Source organism: Cryobacterium sp. TMT1-3 (genome assembly GCF_004402315.1).
Taxonomy (GTDB): Bacteria; Actinomycetota; Actinomycetes; order Actinomycetales; family Microbacteriaceae; genus Cryobacterium; species Cryobacterium luteum.
Window position 1 is genome coordinate 125,432 of record NZ_SOFW01000037.1, and the last position, 18,979, is coordinate 144,410.

The 18,979-nt window shown below is 66.5% G+C and carries 10 protein-coding genes and 1 pseudogene; 6 read left to right on the top strand and 5 right to left on the bottom strand.

Going from position 1 to position 18,979, the window contains the following annotated elements; translation table 11 throughout:
* Positions 1-11: 11 nt before the first annotated feature.
* Positions 12-320, bottom strand: a complete 309-nt coding sequence (locus tag E3O25_RS12900; protein WP_092108376.1) for a hypothetical protein — start codon at positions 318-320, stop codon at positions 12-14.
* A 5-nt stretch (positions 321-325) separates the two neighbouring features.
* Positions 326-550 (bottom strand): DUF3107 domain-containing protein, encoded by a 225-nt coding sequence (locus E3O25_RS12905; protein ID WP_092108379.1) that lies wholly within the window; start codon positions 548-550, stop codon positions 326-328.
* A 95-nt stretch (positions 551-645) separates the two neighbouring features.
* Here E3O25_RS12905 and E3O25_RS12910 point away from each other — a divergent pair, with 95 nt between their 5' ends.
* Both E3O25_RS12910 and E3O25_RS12915 read left to right on the top strand, forming a co-directional pair.
* Positions 646-3,912: an ATP-dependent DNA helicase gene (locus tag E3O25_RS12910; protein ID WP_241988591.1), complete on the top strand. Its 3,267-nt coding sequence runs from the start codon at positions 646-648 to the stop codon at positions 3,910-3,912.
* Positions 3,909-7,133, top strand: a pseudogene (locus tag E3O25_RS12915) (UvrD-helicase domain-containing protein); the annotation flags it as partial. The gene E3O25_RS12910 and the pseudogene E3O25_RS12915, both read left to right, overlap by 4 nt.
* Before the next feature lie 50 nt (positions 7,134-7,183).
* Here the strand turns inward: E3O25_RS12915 and E3O25_RS17550 are convergent.
* A complete protein-coding gene (locus E3O25_RS17550) occupies positions 7,184-8,338 on the bottom strand; it encodes a phosphotransferase (RefSeq protein ID WP_092108385.1) in 1,155 nt (384 codons plus the stop codon).
* A gap of 96 nt (positions 8,339-8,434) precedes the next feature.
* On the opposite strand from E3O25_RS17550, the gene nudC reads away from it, so the two are divergent.
* Together nudC and E3O25_RS12930 are read left to right on the top strand one after the other, a co-directional pair.
* Complete coding sequence (gene nudC / locus E3O25_RS12925) at positions 8,435-9,418, top strand: NAD(+) diphosphatase (protein WP_134361327.1); 984 nt, start codon at positions 8,435-8,437, stop codon at positions 9,416-9,418.
* A complete protein-coding gene (locus E3O25_RS12930) occupies positions 9,415-11,142 on the top strand; it encodes an ATP-dependent helicase (protein ID WP_241983896.1) in 1,728 nt (575 codons plus the stop codon). The genes nudC and E3O25_RS12930 overlap by 4 nt, the downstream gene beginning before the upstream one ends.
* Positions 11,143-12,015: 873 nt before the next feature.
* Here E3O25_RS12930 and adhP read toward each other — a convergent pair.
* Both adhP and E3O25_RS12940 read right to left on the bottom strand, forming a co-directional pair.
* Complete coding sequence (adhP, locus tag E3O25_RS12935; protein WP_092108649.1) at positions 12,016-13,026, bottom strand: alcohol dehydrogenase AdhP; 1,011 nt, start codon at positions 13,024-13,026, stop codon at positions 12,016-12,018.
* A gap of 151 nt (positions 13,027-13,177) precedes the next feature.
* Positions 13,178-14,479 carry a zinc-dependent metalloprotease gene (locus E3O25_RS12940; protein ID WP_092108651.1) on the bottom strand — a complete coding sequence of 434 codons (1,302 nt, stop codon included), beginning with the start codon at positions 14,477-14,479 and terminating at the stop codon, positions 13,178-13,180.
* 216 nt (positions 14,480-14,695) lie between these two features.
* Between E3O25_RS12940 and E3O25_RS12945 the strand changes: the two genes are divergently transcribed.
* Together E3O25_RS12945 and E3O25_RS12950 are read left to right on the top strand one after the other, a co-directional pair.
* A complete protein-coding gene (locus tag E3O25_RS12945) occupies positions 14,696-15,802 on the top strand; it encodes a PDZ domain-containing protein (protein ID WP_092108391.1) in 1,107 nt (368 codons plus the stop codon).
* A 124-nt stretch (positions 15,803-15,926) separates the two neighbouring features.
* Positions 15,927-18,851, top strand: a complete 2,925-nt coding sequence (locus E3O25_RS12950; protein WP_174721744.1) for a UPF0182 family protein — start codon at positions 15,927-15,929, stop codon at positions 18,849-18,851.
* The last annotated feature ends 128 nt before the right edge of the window (positions 18,852-18,979 follow it).

Consider the following 18,979-nt stretch of genomic DNA (forward strand, 5'->3'; position numbering starts at 1 on the left):
GCCCTGACCCGTTACGCGATGTCGGGCGAGCCGGTTTTGGCGAGACGTTGCAGCATCCGCTGGTCGGCGTGAATGCGTCGCCGGCCGATCAGAAGATTCAGCACAACGGACGCCGCTGCGGCCGCGCCGAGGGACAGCCACCAGATCCACCCGCCGGCCCAATTCCAACCCAGCCAGGTCAGACCGACCCATACAGCGGATGCCGTGGCCGTTCCGATGGCCGGAACAAGCACCGAGCCCTGGGTGGACCGACCGGGCAGAAGATAGCGCGCGCCGAGGCCGATGACCGCGCCGAACAGCGCGACGAACAGAAGTTCCATGTGCTCTAGGCGACGAATCCGACGCGGCGCGATTCTTCGCTGCCGAGCTCGACGTAGGCGAGGCCCACGGTCGGAACGATGTACACGCGACCCTTGCTGTCACTGAGCTTCAGATAACCGGTCTGGCCGGAGAGGGCCGCCGCAACGGTCTCCTCGATCTCGGTTGCCGGCTGCGACGTCTCAAAACCGATTTCCCGGGGGGAGTTGAAAATACCAATGCGAATATCCACAGAATTGCCTTTCGTAGCCGTGCGATCAGAGTACGACAGAACGCGCCGCGGCCCGGACAGAGTTCACTGTCGGCGCAACCCGATACCGTTGAATTGTGATCAACCACCACCTCGATGCCGCCCAGCAGGCCGTTCTCGACCTCCCCGACGGGGTGAGCGTTTCGGTGATCGGCGCGCCGGGCTCCGGCAAGACGACGACGCTCGTCGAAGTCGTGGCCGACCGGGTACTGACCCGGGGGTATTCGCCGGGCGAGGTGCTCGTGCTGGTGCCCACCCGCGCCGGCGCGACGGCACTGCGCGACCGCATCGCGCTGCGCCTGGGGGTGCCGACGAACGGGCCACTTGCTCGCAGCGCGAATTCGGTGGCCTTTCAAATCGTGCGTTCCGCTGTTGCGCAGGCCGGCGGGCCGGCGCCGACGCTGCTCACCGGTGGCGAGCAAGACCAGATCATCGCCGAACTGTTGCAGGGGCACCTCGACGACGGGGCCGGTCCGGCATGGCCGGCCACGCTCGGGCCGGATGTGCGCGGTCTGCGGGGGTTTCGCACAGAATTGCGCGATCTTATGATGCGCGCCGTGGAATACGGGGTGACCCCTGGCCAGCTTGAGCGGTTCGCCCTGGGTCGACCCGAGTGGGTCGCGGCCGCCGAATTCATTCGCGGGTACGAAGAGGCCAAGGACCAGGCCCGACCCGGCCAATACGATTCGACCGAGCTGGCCCGCTATGCCGCCGCCATCGTGGCGGGCGCGCCGGCCGGACCAGCTGGAACGGCCCAGCTCGGCACGCTCGCCGGGCTGCGCCTGATCATTCTCGACGACGCGCAGGAGGTCACCCAGGCGACGTTGACCCTGCTGGCCCAGTTTCAGGCCCGAGGGGTGGCGATCATCGCCGTCGGCGATCCCGACATCAGCACCGGGTCGTTCCACGGAGCCCACCCGGATTCCCTCGGTCGCCTCGGCTCGTACCTGGCGGTAAAGGCCGGCGCCAACCTGGCGGCGCCAATCGTGCTGAAGACGGTCTACCGGCACGGGGAGGGCATCCGTGCGGTCATTGCAGAGATCACGAGCCGGATCGGAGCTGCCGCGGCGGGAACCCAGCGCGCGGCGGCCAGCAGGGAGACGGTCGATGCCGACCTGGCGCACGAACCCGAGAATCCTGAACTCCCCGAGAATTCTGAGCTGCTCGAGAATTCTGAGCTGCTCGAGCCGTCGGTGCACACCGTCGTCGCCACCAGCCCGGCCGATCAACTCGCCGTGATCGCCCGGCTGTTGCGTGAACGTCACGTCATCAACGAAACGCCCTGGTCGCGGATGGCCGTGATCGTGCGCACCGGATCGCTCGTGCCGTCGATTTCCAAGGGGCTCGCCGCCCTGGAGGTGCCGACCCAGGTGTCGACGGCGAGCACCGCGCTGCGTGACGAATACGCGGTGCGGGCCTTCATCCTGGCTCTTGAGGTGACCCTCGGTCGCCAACCGCTGGGTCCTGAAGCGGCGATCGACCTGCTGCGCGGCCCGCTTGGCGGGCTCGACCCGATCACGTTGCGCCGGTTGCGCGCCGCGCTGCGTCAACAGGAGCTTGCCGAGCAGCAACCGGGCAACGACGACCGCGCGCCGCGCGCGCCCCACGAACCACGCAGCGCCGACGACCTGCTCGTCGCCGCCCTGCAGAACCCCGAACTGCTCGCCGCCATCGACAACCGCACCGCCCGCCGTGCGGCCGGCTGCGGGGCAAGCCTGCGCCAAGCGAAAATTGAATACCAGGCCGGCGCCACCATCGAAGAGCTGTTGTGGGGCCTCTGGCAGCGCAGCGGCCTCGACCGGGAGTGGAAAGAACAATCCACCGGCACTGGAATCGTCGCCGACGAAGCCAACCACAACCTCGACGCCGTCGTCGCTTTGTTTTCGGCCGCGCAACGCTACGTTGAACGCACCCCATCGGCCCCGCCGGTGCTGTTTCTGGAACACCTCGTCGACACCGATGTACCCGAAGACACCCTCGCGCCGCGAGCCCTCGGCGCGGCCGTGACCGTCTCCACCCCGAGCGGCACCATCGGGCGCGATTTCGACGTGGTCGTTCTGGCCGGCGTGCAGGCCAACGTCTGGCCCGACCTGCGCATCCGTGGCTCCCTGCTCGGCGCGGGCGACCTCGCCCAGCTCGCCTCCGGTCAGGTCGCCCCCGGTCAGCCCGCCGCCGCTGATGCCCGCACCGCGGTACTCCATGACGAACTGCGCATGTTCGCCCAGGCGGCCAGCCGCGCGACGACCGAACTACTCGTCACCGCCGTCAGCAATGAAGAGAACGAACCGTCCGTGTTCCTGCGCTTGCTGCCGCAACCCGAACCTGAGCGCGACATCGACGACCTCGCTCGTTACCCCCTGTCGCTGCGCGGTCTGGCCGGGCGGCTGCGCCGCGACTTGACCCGCGCCATCCGCTCGCCGGCCCGCACCGATTCCGAGACCAGCTCCCGGGCAGCGGATGCCGCGGCCACGCTGGCCCGCCTGGCCCGCGACAGCGTGCCGGGCGCCGCGCCCGACGAGTGGTACGGTTTGGCCGAGCCGAGCACCGTGCGCCCACTCAACGACCCGGAGGCCGGCGACCAGCCGGTGCGCGTGTCGCCGTCGCGCATGGCCGCCTTCGAGACCTGCCCGCTGCACTGGCTGATCGGCCAGGTCGGGGGCGGCAGCTCGAACACCGCCGCGAACCTCGGCACGATCATTCACAAGGTGATGGAAGACGCGACCGACCGCCGGCCCGAAGCGCTCTGGCAGGGGGTGGAAAACCGCTGGAACGAACTCGACTTCGACGCCGACTGGCAGTCGCGGGTACAGAAAGCCGCCGCCCGGGCGCTCACCGATCGACTCGCTTCGTACCTGCTTGATTTTGAACACGGCGGCGGAGAGCTGCTGAGCGCCGAGGGCAGGTTTGAACTCGAGGTGAGCGGTGCCGTGCTTTCGGGCACGATCGACCGCGTTGAACGCCAATTCGACGGACGCGCTGTCATCGTCGACCTGAAAACCGGCAAGGGTGACGCGATCAGTGACAGCGGCGTCGCTGAGCATCCGCAACTCGGCGCCTACCAGCTGGCTTTTCAGGAGGGGGCCATCGACGGCCTCCCCGGGGACATGGCCCTGGCCGGTGCCCGCCTCGTCATCGTCTCCTCCGGCACGGTCAAACAGCACTACCGCAATCCCACCCAGCCCGCATTCACCCCCGAACAGCTCGATGCTTTTCGCACCCGGGTCGGTGTTGACGCCGCCGGCATGGGCGGCGCTACTTTCATCGCCGAGATCACCTCGCACTGCCTCGACCCGCGCAGCCACGGGTCCTGCAAAATCCACGTCATCAAGCAGGTCAGCTCATGAGTCTTGTCACCACTTCCACGCGGGTTTCCGCCCTCGACATTGCCGCGAAGCTCGAACTGCCACCGCCTACCACTGAGCAGCAGGCGGTGATCGAGGCACCGCTCACGCCCACCCTCGTCGTGGCCGGCGCCGGTAGCGGCAAGACCGAGACCATGGCTAACCGGGTGCTCTGGCTCCTCGCCAATGGTCACGCCCGCCCCGACCAGATTCTCGGACTCACCTTCACGCGCAAGGCCGCCGGCGAACTGAGCGACCGCATCAACAGGCGGATCACCGATCTCGACGCGGCCGGCCTCATGCCGGTCACCATCCATTCCGGCGCTGACTCCGACGACGACGGCACCGCCGGCTCCGACCTGTTCAACACCCCGAGCGTCTCCACCTACAACTCCTTCGCCAGTCGGCTGTTCACCGACAATGCCCTGCTGCTCGGTCGGGAACCCGAGTCGGTGCTGCTGAGCGACACGAGCGCCTGGCTGCTCGCCCGGCGCGTTGTCATCGACCACGGTGACGGCCGGCTGGTGCCGTTCGGCAAGAGCGTCGACCTCGTCACCGACGCCGTGCTGCAGCTCAGCCGTTCCCTCGCCGAGAACCCGCCGGCCTGGCAGAGCGGCGCACCGGGCGCCCCGCACGATCTGACGGCCCTGGCCGACAGTTTCGTCTACCTGCCCAACCTGCCCTACGGCAACCCGCGCAAGAAGAAGCCCTACGATTCGGTGCTGGATTCCGTCGCAGCGGTCGCACCGCTGCCGGTGCTCGCCGAGCTCGCCGCCCGCTACAGCAGCGAGAAACGCCGGCTCGGCCTGATCGAATTCTCCGACCAGGTGGCGCTGGCGCTGCAGGTATGCCAGAAGGTCGATGCGGTGGTCGGCCGCTACCGCGACGCGTACCGGGTCGTGCTCCTCGACGAGTATCAGGACACCTCGGTACTGCAGACCGAACTGCTGCACACCCTGTTCCGGGACCACCCGGTCATGGCTGTCGGCGATCCGCACCAGTCCATTTACGGATGGCGCGGTGCCAGCTCCGCAAACTTGCTCGGCTTCGCGCGTGACTTCACTACCGGCCAATTCGGCCCTGTAGTCGCAGCCCCGACCATGTCATTGTCGTTCACCTGGCGAAACCCCGCGAGCGTGCTCGACGCCGCCAACGCCCTGGTCGCTCCGCTGAGCGCGGCGCTGCGCGCCAAACCGGGGGGAATCCAGGTCGAAACCCTGAAGGTTCCGGCCCAAACCCGGCCCGGTGCGGTGAACGCGTTCATGGCGCAAACCATCGCCGAGGAGGCCGGCGCCGTCGCCGACTGGTTCGCGGCCCGGCTGGGCGGTGAGCACGCTCAGGTTGAGCGCAGTGGCGCCATGCTGTTTCGCGCCCGGCGTGAGATGGACTACTTCGCCGAGGTTTTGCGGGCACACGGCGTACGCGCCCATGTGCTCGGTCTCGGCGGGTTGCTGTCGACACCGGAGGTCGCCGACGTCGTGAGCGTGCTGCGGGTGGTGCACGATCCCGCCGCCGGCAGTGAACTCGTGCGCCTGCTCAGCGGAGCGCGCTACCGGGTCGGCGCGCGCGACCTGCAGGCGCTCGCCGGGGTGGCCAGCTGGCTGGCTACCCATGACTGGGCGCAAAAAGCCATCTCGGCCGACCTGCGGGGAAAACTGCGGGCATCCGTTGCCGGTGATGAGACCAGCTCCCTCGTCGACGCGCTCGATTTTCTCGGGACGGCGCCCGAATCCCACAGTCAGTTTGCCGGGTTCAGCGAGCTCGGGCGTGCTCGCGTGCAGTCGGCCGGGCGACAGCTGGCCTGGCTGCGCTCCCGTGCCGGCCTGCCCCTGCTCGACTTTGTGCGCCTGATCGAGCAGGAATTTCGGCTCGACATCGAACTGATCGCGAACGAGGCCAACGATCTGGGCCTCGCCAACCTGTACTCCTTCCACGATACGGTCTCTGCCTTTCTCGACAGCGACGAGCAGGGCACACTGGCGAGCTTTCTGCGCTGGCTGAGGCGGGCTGAGCTGCAGGACGACCTCGGCCCGCGCGCCGAACTTTCCGAACAGGGCACCGTGCAGCTACTCACCATTCACGGAGCCAAGGGCCTCGAATGGGATTTCGTCGCCATTCCCAACCTCGAGGAGAAGAGCCTGCCGGCGGCCTCCCGCGATACGAGCGGCTGGCTGCGTTTCGGCGAACTGCCCTACGCGTTTCGCGGCGACCGCTCCGAGCTGCCAAAACTCGAGGTATCCGGGCACGACACGCAGCTCGACTACGACCTGGCCTTCCAAACGTACAAGGCTGACCTGGCGACGCGCCACGATGACGAAGAACGTCGCCTCATCTACGTGGCCACCACCCGCGCCAAGCAGCAACTCTTGCTGACCGGCTCGTTCTGGGGCCCCGGATCGACCGTGCGAAAACCCAGTCGTTACCTCACCGAACTCGGCGAGGCGGGGCTGATCACCGCCGTGCCCGACACGAGCGCCGAAGCCGACAAACCCGAGTCTGCCGGCGACGGCACCGAACTGTGGCCGTTCGACCCGCTCGGTACGCGCCGCGGGCTGGTGCAAGCCGCCGCGACCCGGGTGCGCACCAGCGAAGCGGATGCCCCCACCCGCTGGTCCCACGCGGTTACCCTGCTGCTCGAGGAGAGGGCCCTGCGGCTGGCCGGTGGCGGGGCTGCCCCCGTGCCCACCCGCATCCCGGCCTCCCGGTTCAAGGACTACGTCGACGACCCGGCCGGCGTCGCCGCCGAACTTCGGCGCCCCATGCCGCAGCGCCCCTATCGGGCCACCCGGCTGGGCACTCTGTTCCACTCCTGGGTGGAGCGTCGGGCCGGCGGTGCTACCGGCACCGACCGCATCGACGCCCAATTGAACGAACTGGACTTCGGAGATGACGACGGATATGCCGGCGGCACCGGCACGCTGAGTGACCTCGACGTGCCGGAGCAGGAACAGTTCGCAGTGCTCCAGGCCACCTTCGAACGTTCAGAGTGGGCCGAGCGCCGGCCGGTCGACGTTGAGATTGAAATTCACCATGTGCTCGCTGACCAGGTTTTCGTCTGCAAGCTCGACGCTGTCTATCGCACCGAAACTGGGTACCAGGTGGTCGACTGGAAGACCGGGCGGGCACCCAAGAATGCCGCCGACCTCGAGCTCAAACAGACCCAGCTCGCGCTCTACCGGCTGGCCTATGCCCGTTTCAAGGGCATCGATCCGAGCCTCGTCGACGCCGTGTTCTACTTCGTCGCCGACGACACCATCATCGCGCCCGAACGGCTCTACTCTGAGGCCGACCTGCTCGCCGCCTGGTCCGGCGCGATACGTCCGGAACGCGGGGAGTCAGAATCGGAATCGACATCCGATTCCGACTCGGAATCGATGGTGAGCCCGGAGAAGTTGTAGCTGTCGGTGTGCATCGCCGCATGCTGGTCGTAATCGCGAGCGGCGCGCGGCATGTGGTCGAGCATGTTCTCCACGTCGCCCACGCTCATGATCGGACCGGTTTCGGGGGAGAGCGGCTGCTGGGTGTGGCTGTGCACCGTGTCGACGAGACCATCGAGCATGGCGACGGCGTCATCGACGATGGTCTGATCGTGGCTGCTGACGCCGTGCAGCAACCATCGAGCCAGTTCCAGCTCGGCGTAGAGCATGGCGCGCTGGGTGATGTGGGTATCGCTGCCCTGGCGGGCGTTCGAGTAGGCGTCGAGGGCGAGTTCGGCGGCATCGCCGCGCGCGGCGAGCAGCCAGTGCAGGTCGCGGGCCGGGTCACCGACGGCCAGGCCGGACCAGCCGAGAATGCCCGAGACGGCATCGTCGGTGATCAGAATGGAATCGGCTGACATCGACCCGTGCACCACGGCCGGGGCGAATTGCCAGAGTGCCTCGTCGTCGGTGGCCTGTTCCCAGCGGCGCAGCAGCGCGGCGGGCAGGTAGCCGGTGTTGGCGGCCCGGTCGATCAGATCGATCGCGTCTTTGCGGCACTGTTCGGCGCTCTGCTGGGGCAGCCCGGCGGTGCCGATGAAAGCGCTCGGCAGGGAGTGGATCGCGGCGATGGCCCGCCCGATCGACCCGGAGACGCCCTCGTGCCCGGTGAGGGCATCCGCATCGAAACTGTCACCGGCGAGCAGCTCGTACACGACCGCGCGCGTGCCCTGAATCGGTGTTTGGCCGACATATTCCGGCACGTCGAACGGCAGCCGGCTGCGATTGCCGGTGGTGAGCGCGCGCAACGCCACGAGATCGGCGGACTGCTCGGTTTCGGCCGACTGGCTCGTGGGAACGCGAATGATCAGCGCCCGCCCGGCCTTGTCGATGACGAGCGCCGAGTCGAACAATCCGTGCGCGCCGGCACTGTGCTTACGGGCGTAGGCCACGTCGAGCCCCGGAACAGCGGAGGTGGCTAACGCGGCTAGAGTGAGTTGAGTTCTGGCCATGCCTACTAGGTTAGATCGACTTGCGGTCTGGTGGTTATTCGCCACGCCACGCCTCCCTACACACGTATACGTTCTCGCAGAGCTCGGAGATAAACCATGTCGTTCACTTTCACGACGGGGTTGCCGCTGTCTCGCCAGGCGGTCGACCGCGACCATCTGAGTCGCGGCCTGCCGGAGCTGTTCGATCAGCTCTGGGCGGATGATTCCACCCGCGTTCTTCCGGTCTGGCACGGCAAAATGCTGCTCGCGCCGCACGATCCCGGCACGGGGCCGCGCCTGGCCCTGCTGCCACCGATGGGCCTGTTGATGAGCCCACAGAACGTCGGCCTGCGCGTCTACCTCGGCCGGTCGCTGCCCACGAATCTGCCCGAAGAATTCGGCACCCGCATCGTCGCCGTGAACCTGGATGACGACGCCGCCGTGCGGCTCGAACCCGACGAGTACCGCTGGGTGGGCCTGCGCACGGTCGCGACCGTGCTCGGCGACCGGGACGCCGGTCTGTTCACCGAAGCCCTGGGGGTGCTCAACTGGCACGCCTCGCACGGGCACTGCCCGCGCTGCGGTGCCGCCACCACGGTCGAAGAGGGTGGCTGGGTGCGTCGCTGCCCCGTCGATAACAGCCAGGTTTTTCCGCGCACCGACCCCGCCGTGATCGTGCTCATCACCGACGCCGACGACCGTATCCTGCTCGGCTCCAACGCCATGTGGGAGAACAACCGCTATTCGCTGCTCGCCGGCTTCGTCGAACCCGGCGAGGCACTGGAAGCGGCCGTGATCCGCGAAATGTTCGAGGAATCCGGCCTCCGAGTCACCGATCCGGTCTACGTCGGATCGCAGCCGTGGCCATTCCCAGCCTCGGTCATGTGCGGCTTCACCGCCCGACTCGCCGACGACCAGCAGGCTCATGACCTGCTGCCGGACGGTGCGGAGATTCTGGCGCTGCGCTGGTTCAGCCGTCAGGAACTGAGCGAGGCCGGCGAGTGGATGCTGCTGCCCGGCCCGTCCTCCATCGCGCACGCCATGATCGAACGCTGGCTCGGCGCTCCACTTTCGGCCGCACCCGAATTGATCCGTCCGTGACGGTGCCCGTCCAGGTCACCACCGATTCGTTGCTGAACGGCCTCGACGAACAACAGCGCATAGCGGCTGAGGCGCTCATCGGCCCGGTGTGCATGCTCGCCGGCGCCGGCACCGGCAAGACCCGCGCCATCACCCACCGCATCGCGCTCGGTGTGCTGACCGGTGCCTACGCCCCCAACCGGGTCATGGCGCTCACCTTCACCAGCCGTTCAGCCGCCGAATTGCGCGGTCGGCTGCGTCAGCTCGGTGCCGGTGGAGTGGCGGCCCGCACCTTTCACGCCGCCGCGCTGTCGCAGCTGAACTACTTCTGGCCGCACGTCGTCGGCGGCCAGGCGCCGCGCATTCTCGACGGCAAGGGCCGCATTCTCGGCCATGCCGCCGAGGCCCTGCACCTCAAAATCGATACGGCCACCCTGCGCGACCTCGCCGCCGAGGTGGAATGGCGCAAAACCAGCGGCCTGAGCATCGAGCAGTACGCGGCCGGCAGCTCCCGCCGCAGCCTGCCGGGCCGGCTCGATATCGACCAGGTCGTGGCTCTGCAACAGACCTACGAGAAGCTCAAAGACGAACGCAAACAAATCGACTTCGAAGACGTACTGCTCGCCATGGCCGGCATGATCGAAGCCGAACCGTCGGTGGCCCTGCAGGTGCGCGAGCAGTACCGGTTCTTCGTTGTCGACGAATACCAGGACGTTTCGCCGCTGCAGCACGACCTGCTCGCGCTCTGGCTCGGTGATCGCCGCGACCTGTGCGTCGTCGGCGACGCCAGCCAGACCATCTACTCCTTCGCCGGCGCCCGCAGCGATTATCTTCTCGATTTTCCCAAGCACTACGAAGACGCCACGGTCGTGCGGCTCGAGCAGAACTACCGGTCGACCGCGCCGATCGTCGCCACGGCGAACCAGCTCATGCGCGGCCGTTCCGGCGCCCTCACCCTGCACGCCGCGCAAACCCGCACCGGTGCCGATCCGACGGTGCGCGGGTATGCCTCCGATATGGCCGAGGCCCGTGGCGTCGCCGAGCAGATTCTGCAGCTCATCGACACCGGCACGAAACCCGAAGACGTGGCCGTGTTGTTCCGGGTCAACGTGCAGGCGGCGCTGCTCGAAACGGCGCTGACCGAGGTGGGGGTGAGCTACCAGATTCGCGGGGCCAAACGGTTCTTCGACCTGCCCGAGGTGAAGCAGGCCGTGATGAGCCTGCGCGCGGCATCCGTTTCCATCATCGGGGAACCGCTGTTCAAATCGGTCAGCGACGTGCTGCGTTCCCTCGGCTGGAGCCAGACTGCGCCGGAGACCCGCGGGGCGGTGCAGTCCCGGTGGGAATCACTCAACGCCCTAATGGGCCTGGTCGACCAGGCCGCCCCCGGTACCACCTTTCGGCAGTTCACCGATGAGCTGATGGAACGGCAGGCCGGCCAGCACGAACCGACGGTGTCTGCGGTGACCCTGGCCACCATGCACTCGGCCAAGGGTCTCGAATGGGACGTCGTGTTCGTGGTCGGACTCAGCGAGGGTCTCGTGCCGATCAGCTACGCGAGCACGTTCGAGCAGGTCGACGAGGAACGCCGGTTGCTCTACGTCGGCATCACTCGGGCCCGACGACGACTCGCGCTGAGCTGGTCGTCGTCGGGCCCGCAGGCTCGCGCAGCGCGGGTACGGTCCCGCTTTCTGGAAGAGCTTGGCAGCCGCACCGTTCGTGGTGCCGGTGGGCAGACCAGGTGACCTTCGCGGTCACGGCGTTCAGACGCAGCGACCGGGCGAACACAGTGGATCGGCCGGTTTCCAGCCGATCCTGTACGAGCCCGGCCACCCGGGCGGCGACTTCAAAGCTCAGCCGCGCGGTTTCACTCGGGGCTTGCCGTGGCGCGAGTTGGCAGGCCATCGCCGGCCAGGCCGGATCGTCGTCGACGTGTGCGAGTTCGAGGCAGGTCAGGCAGGGACCGAGGCCCGGTTCGACGAGCGGTCCGACCCGCACGGCGCTGTCGCTGAACACCACCGGAAGGTGCGGAATGTCGCGGCGCAACCAGCGCCCGTGACGCTCGGGGGAGAAGACATACTGGCCGATCAGCACGGCCAGCTCGGGGTCCTGGCCCGGTGGCGGCTCCTCGATGCCGAGGTTGGCGAGCAGGCTCCGTACACGCAGTGCGGTGGGTCCGACGCCGTCCACGAGCACGGTGCGCGCCGGCGGGGTGACCGGCGTCTCCGCGTCGTCGGCAACGTAGATCAAAACCGGTTCGAGCAGCTCGAGCAGGTGCGTAACCTCGGCAGCGGATGCCCCGGCCAGCGTTCCGAGCAGCATCGCGCCCGATCGATGCACGCCCGCGGCGAGGGCTGACAGTACGGCCTCGTGGGCGACGGTCAACCCGCCGATGGTCACGACAGCCTCGTCCACGCCCAGCTGTACGCAATTCGGTGTGCGCCACACCAGTGGGTATCGAGGATTCAGTCGAAGGGCCATGCCGACATGATGACGCACTTGTCGCGCGCATAATCGGTTCTCCACAGGCGAGTTTGTGCCACAAAGAGGGTGCGGGCGCGCTCACATCGAATATTGGGATTCAGTGTTCACGCGGCCCGCACCTCGATGAGTGGTCGCTAGTAGCGGATGACCACGCGACCGTCGATCTTGCCGCGCTTCATCTCGTCGAGCACCTCGTTGACCTCCTCGATGCGGCGTTCGGAGACCGTGGGGTGAATCTGTCCGCGGGCGTAGAACTGCAGGGCTTCTTCCATGTCCTGACGGGTGCCCACGATGGAGCCGCGAATGGTGAGGCCCTTGAGCACGATGTCGAAGATCGGAGCGGGGAAGTCTCCCGGCGGCAGGCCGTTGAAGACGATGGTGCCGCCACGCCGGGTCATGCCGATGGCTTGGCCGAAAGCTGCCGGGTGTACCGCGGTCACGAGCACGCCGTGCACACCGCCGGTTGCTTTCTGAATGGCCGCGACGGGGTCTTCGTCGCGCGCGTTGACCACGATTTCGGCACCGTGCTTACGAGCGAGGGCGAGCTTGTCGTCGGCGATGTCGACGGCCGCAACGCGCAGGCCCATCGCCTTGGCGTATTGCACGGCGATGTGACCGAGGCCACCGATACCGGAGATGACCACCCACTGGCCGGGACGCGCCTCGGTCATCTTGAGGCCCTTGTACACGGTGACGCCGGCGCACAGCACCGGGGCGATCTCCACCGGGTCGGCGCCGTGGGGAATGCGCACAGCGAAGCGGGAATCGACGAGCATGTACTGCCCGAACGAACCGTCGACGCTGTAGCCGCCGTTCTGTTGGGCTTCGCACAGGGTTTCCCAGCCGGTGCGGCAGTACTGGCAGCTGCCGCAGGCGCTCCACAGCCAGGCGTTGCCGACGAGGTCGCCGATGGCGAGGTCGTCGACGCCCGCGCCGAGGGCAACGATTTCGCCGACACCTTCGTGGCCGGGAATGAACGGCGGGCTCGGCTTCACCGGCCAGTCACCCTCCACAGCGTGCAGGTCGGTGTGGCAGACACCGCTGCTGATTAGTTTCACCAGGGCCTGGCCGGGGCCGGGTGTTGGTACGGCAACCTCATCAATGGTGAGGTGCTGGCCGAACTCGCGCACGACGGCCGCGTGCATGGTCGTCGGCACTCGGGTCGACGTGCTCGTGGTGCTCTCGGTTATTGTCATTGCCAAACTCCTTCGTTTGGGACATTTCGTCCGTTGCACGACGGTAGATCAGCAAAGGTTGCCGCAACGTTGCGGCCCTCGTTGCGGGGTAGGACGAAACCTATTCCTCGTGCGGACGCTCGGCTCCGTCGTCGCGCAGCAGGTCCTCGAGCGCCTGGTCGACGTCATCGAGCACCTCGGGTTCGCCGCGAGCCACGCTCATGAGACGGGCGATCAACCGCTGGGGATCGTCGATGTCCTCCGATGTCGGCAGCAGGTCGGGGTGCGACCAGAGCGCGTCGCGCGCTTCGTTACCCACGGCATCCGTCACGGCCTGCCACATGGCTGCGGCCTCGCGCAGGCGTCGTGGACGCAGTTCGAGTCCGACGAGCGTCGCAAAAGCCGATTCGGCCGGCCCACCAGAGGCCCGGCGGCGCTTGACCGTCTCAGCGATGGCATCCGCTTTGGGCAGTCGGACGGTGGCACGCGCGGTGACGACGTCGACCCAGCCCTCAACCAGGGCGAGCATGGTCTCGAGCCTGGACAGGGCCGAAATCTGCGATTCGGATTTCTGCTGGATGAGTGAACCGTCGACCATGGCTTGCCGCAGGTCTTCGGGGTTGGACGGGTCGAAGCTGCCGGCCAGCTCTTCCAGCCGGCTGGAGTCGATGCTGATGCCGCGCGCGTAGGCGGTGACCGCGCTGGTCAGGTGCAGGCGCAACCAGCGGGCATGCCGAAACAGACGAGCGTGTGCGATCTCACGCACGGCGAGATAGATCTGCACCTGGTCGGCGGGAACGTCGAGGCCGGCGCCGAAATCAGCGACATTCTGAGGGAGCAGAGCGGCCTGTTGCTCGCCGAGCAGCGGAATGCCGACGTCGCCGCCGCTGACGACCTCGCTGGCCAGCTGGCCGACGACCTGGCCGAGCTGCATGGCAAACAGAGTGCCGCCGATGCTGCGCACGAGCTGGCTCGCATTGGCCACCATGCCCTGCATCTCTTCGGGCACCTGCTCGGCGAACACCCGGGTGAGGGAATCGGAGATGCTCGTCGCGACGGGTTCGGCGAGTTGGGTCCACAGCGGCATCGTGGCGGTGACCCACTCCCGACGGGTCATCAGGCGTGGTTCGACGGTGAGTTCGGCCACGGTGATGACGTCATCGAGCCAGAGTGCTGCGATGTGGAAGGCCTGACGCAGCTGCGTCTGCTGCTCATCGGTCGCCGGGAGCTGCCCGTTGGCCGCTCGCTGCTGACCCTGGGTGAGCGCAATCTGCCAGTCCACTCCGGTGCCCTGTGCGTTCATGGCGCCCTGCAGTTGTTGCATGAGGGCGGCGACGCTGGCCGGGTCATTGGGCAGACCGGCAGCACCGGCAAGCTGGCTCGGGTCGATGCCGCTCTTGCCGCTCAGAATGTCGCGCAGCATGTCCCGGAACTCATCGCCGGGGTTGTTATCTCCGGGCTCGCCCGGGTTCTGATCCTTCGGGGGTAAGGAGTCTTCGGCCACTTCAGGCCCCTCTCAGTTGCATACTTCTACGCTAGTGCGAGTAGCCCGCCCGGGGCTGGGAAATATCTTAGGCTGAAGGGCTTGCTGTGCGCCCGTCGCGAACACGGCCAGAAACCTCAACACGGAAGGAGCACGGTGGCTCTCTTCACCGATGACTCACCGGCATCTCAGGGTGCACGGCGTGGTCGCCCATCGATCGGCTGGACGGCACTGTTGATCGCTCTGGTCGCCGGTGTGATCCTCGGCATCATGCCGGCCCCGTACGTCATCGAGCAGCCGGGCCCGGTCTACAACACCCTCGGCTCCGCCACCGACGCCGACGACGTCGAAACCGCGCTCATCACCATTCCCGATGAGACGACCTACCCGACCGGCGGCAGGCTCGACCTGCTCACCGTGTCCCTGCTCGGCAACAGGGAGAACCGCCCAAGCTGGCTCAGCGTCGCCAGAGCCTGGCTCGACCCGAGTGAGGCCGTTCTGCCCATCGACCAGGTTTTCCCCGCGAACGTCAGCACCGAACAGCGGGACGCCAGGGCCAGCGCCGACATGATCAACTCCCAACAGGATGCCATCGCTGCCGCACTCACTCACCTCGGCTACGACTACCCCACGACGGTTTCGGTGGTCAGCCTGCCCGACGGCTCCCCGGCCAAGGGAGTGATCGAACCCGAGGACCAGATCTCCGCTGTGAACGGGACATCGGTGGCCAACGTCGCCGAGCTGCGTGCCGCACTGCAGACCAACGGCGCCGAGACGGCGGCGCGTCTCGACATCGTGCGGGGCGGGGCCGCCCAGACCGTCGAGGTCACCCCGATCGACAACGATGGCACGATCGTGGCCGGGGTCAATGTGACGGTCGCCTACGATTTTCCCTTCGACGTGCAGATCCAGCTCGACAAGGTCGGCGGGCCGAGCGCCGGCATGATGTTCGCGCTGGGCATCATCGACAAGCTCACCCCGGGAGAACTGCAAGGCGGCGAGAACGTGGCCGGCACCGGAACGATCGACCAATCCGGCGCGATCGGCCCGATCGGCGGCATTCAACAGAAGCTCTTTGGTGCGGTTGAGAACGACGCAACCTGGTTTCTCGCCCCCGCCGACAACTGCGATGAGGTGACCGGCAATATCCCCGACGGCCTGACGGTCTTCTCCGTCGCAACCCTCGACGAGGCGCTCACCGTCCTCGACGCAATCAAAACCGGCGCCGATACGAGCGCCCTGCCGAGCTGCCCGGCCGGGTAGCACAGCGAAAAGCTCGCAATGATGACTCTCTCAGGAGCGCCTAAGTAAGATGGAGGTTGACCCTGATCACAGCGTTCTTTAGTGATCGCCCTGTACCTAATGACTGAGCGCAAGAGGCCAATACGTGAGTTCATCAGCAGCCGACAACGCCCCCCGGCGCGGCCGAGCCCCGCTAGCAATCACCGCAGCGATTATCGCGGGGTTGGTGATCCTGTTCTTTATCTTCGCCGGTCTGTATACCGATGTGCTGTGGTTCGACCAACTCGGGTTCCTGAGCGTGCTGACCACCCAGTGGATCGCGGGAACCCTGCTTTTTCTGATCGGGTTCGTCGCCATGGCTGTGCCGGTCTGGGTGAGCATTCAGCTGGCCTATCGCCTGCGCCCGGTCTACGCAAAGCTCAACTCGCAGCTCGATCGCTACCAGCAGGTCATCGAACCGCTGCGCCGCCTGGCGATGTACGGTATCCCCGCTCTCCTCGGCCTCTTCGCCGGTGTCGCTGCCGCCACCCGCTGGCAGACCGTGCTCATGTGGCTCAACCGCACCGAGACCGGGCGCGTTGACCCCCAGTTCAACCTGGACATCTCCTTCTACTTGATGGACCTGCCGTTCTACCAGGCCGTGCTCGCCTTCGCATCCGCTGTGGTACTCATCGCGGCGCTCGTCGCTGTTGCGACGAGCTACCTGTACGGTTCCATCCGGGTGTCCGGCCGTGAGGTACTCATCTCCAAAGCTGCGCGCGTGCAGATCGCCGTCACCGCGGCACTGTACCTGTTGCTGCAGGCCGTGAGCATCTGGTTCGACCAGTACTCCACCCTGACCAACCAGGGTTCCCTCATCACCGGCGCCGGCTACACCGATGTGAACGCCACCATTCCCGGCCGGGCTATCCTTGCCGGAATCGCCGCCGTCGTCGCTCTGCTCTTCATCCTCACGGCCATCATCGGCCGCTGGCGCCTGCCGGTCATCGGCACCGCCCTGCTAATCGTCTCGAGCCTGCTGATCGGCTCGCTCTACCCGTGGGTCGTGGAGCGGTTCCAGGTGGAGCCGAACGCCAAGGCGCTTGAAGCTCAATATATCGAACGGAATATTGATCTCACCCGGGATGCTTATGACGTCGCCGACATCGAGGAGATCCCCTACAACGCGAAGACCACGGCAGAACCGGGTGCCCTCCGCGCGGACGCCGCGACGACCGCGAACATTCGCATTCTCGACCCGGCCCTGGTCAGCGACTCCTTCCGCCAGCTGGAGCAGTTCCGTCAGTACTACCAGTTTCCCGACAACCTCAACGTCGACCGATACATGATCGATGGGGTGTCTCAGGATACCGTCGTTGCCGTGCGCGACCTCAACATCGATGGTTTGAATACCGGTAACACCTGGGTCAACTCGAAGACCGTCTACACCCACGGCTATGGCGTGGTGGCCGCCTACGGCAACCAGCGCTCGGTCGACGGGCAGCCGGTGTTCCTCGAATCGGGCATCCCCACGAGTGGTGCCCTCGGTAAGTACGAACCGCGCATCTACTTCGGTGAGACCTCGCCCGAGTACTCCATCGTGGGTGACAAAGATGGTGCTGACCCGATCGAACTCGACTATCCGTCGGGCGAAGAGGGGGCCGGCCAGACCTACACGACCTTCTCCGGCGACGGCGGACCGAAACTCGACAACGCGTTCAAAAAACTCATCTATGCGCTGAAGTTCCAGTCCGAGCAGATCTTCCTGGCCTCGTCGGTCAACGACCAGTCGGAGATTCTCTACGATCGTGACCCGGTCACTCGCGTGCAAAAAGTTGCGCCGTACCTGACGATCGACTCCGACGCCTACCCCTCTGTCGTCGATGGTCGAGTGAAGTGGATCGTGGACGGGTACACGACTTCGGCGAACTACCCGTACTCGTCGCCGGTGAGCCTCAGTGAGGCCATCGCCGACACGCAGACCCCGCCGCAGCCGTACGCCCTCGACAGCATCAACTACATGCGAAACTCGGTCAAGGCCACCGTCGACGCCTACAGCGGTGAGGTTACGCTCTATGCCTGGGACGACGAAGAACCGCTGCTGCAGACCTGGCAGAAAATCTTCCCCTCGACGCTCAAGCCCATGAGCGACATGAGCGGCGATCTGATGAGCCACGTGCGCTACCCGGCCGACATGTTCAAGGTGCAGCGCGCCATTCTCGGTCAGTATCACGTGACCGACCCTGGGTCGTTCTACTCCAAGGACGACGCTTGGATCTCACCGAATGACCCGGACTCCCCGCCGACCAACCCCACTCTGCAGCCGCCGTACTACCTCACCATGCAGGTTCCCGGATCCGACAAACCGTCGTTCTCGCTGTACTCGACGTTCCAGCCCGAAGCCACCGGTGAATCCAGCCGTAACGTGCTCTACGGCTACCTCGCCGTGGACGCCGATGCCGGGGCCGAAGACGGCGTGCGAGCGGATGGCTACGGTCAGCTCAGACTGCTCAACCTGCCCAAGGACGGCACCGTTCCCGGCCCCGGCCAGGTGCAGAACGTCTTCAACGCCGACCCCACCGTCTCGACCGAACTCAACCTGCTGCGGCAGGGATCCTCGACCGTGCTCAACGGCAACCTGCTGACCCTCCCGGTCGGTGGTGGCCTGCTCTACGTGCAGCCGGTCTACGTGAAGTCCACTGGTGAGACCAGCTATCCGCTGCTGCAAAAAGTGCTCGTGGCCTTCGGCGACCAGATCGCGTTCGAGGACACCCTCGACGGTGCACTCGACGTACTATTCGGCGGCGACTCGGGGGCGACGGCCGGTGATACGGGCGTGCCAGATGACGCCACGACGAACAACGGCGGCGAACCATCGACCGACCCCACCACGGGCAGCACGGATGTGCCGACCGGTTCGACGGGAGACGCCACGACGGATGCTGAGCTCAAGGCTCTGCTCGCCGTCGCCAAGACGGCGCTCGCTGAAAAGGCGGCGGCCCTGGCCGCCGGAAACTTCGCCGACTACGGCACGGCAGACGCCAAGCTGGAAGAGACGATCGCGAGCATGCTCGCCCTCCTCGGCGAGTAACTCCGCCCGCACGACCCAGACAAGCCCCCACCCGTCTCGGGTGGGGGCTTGTCTGGGTTATGCCCATGGTGTTTGATACCTGTAGAGGTTCAATTCTCGGCACCAATTTGCGATATAACTCCAAAGTG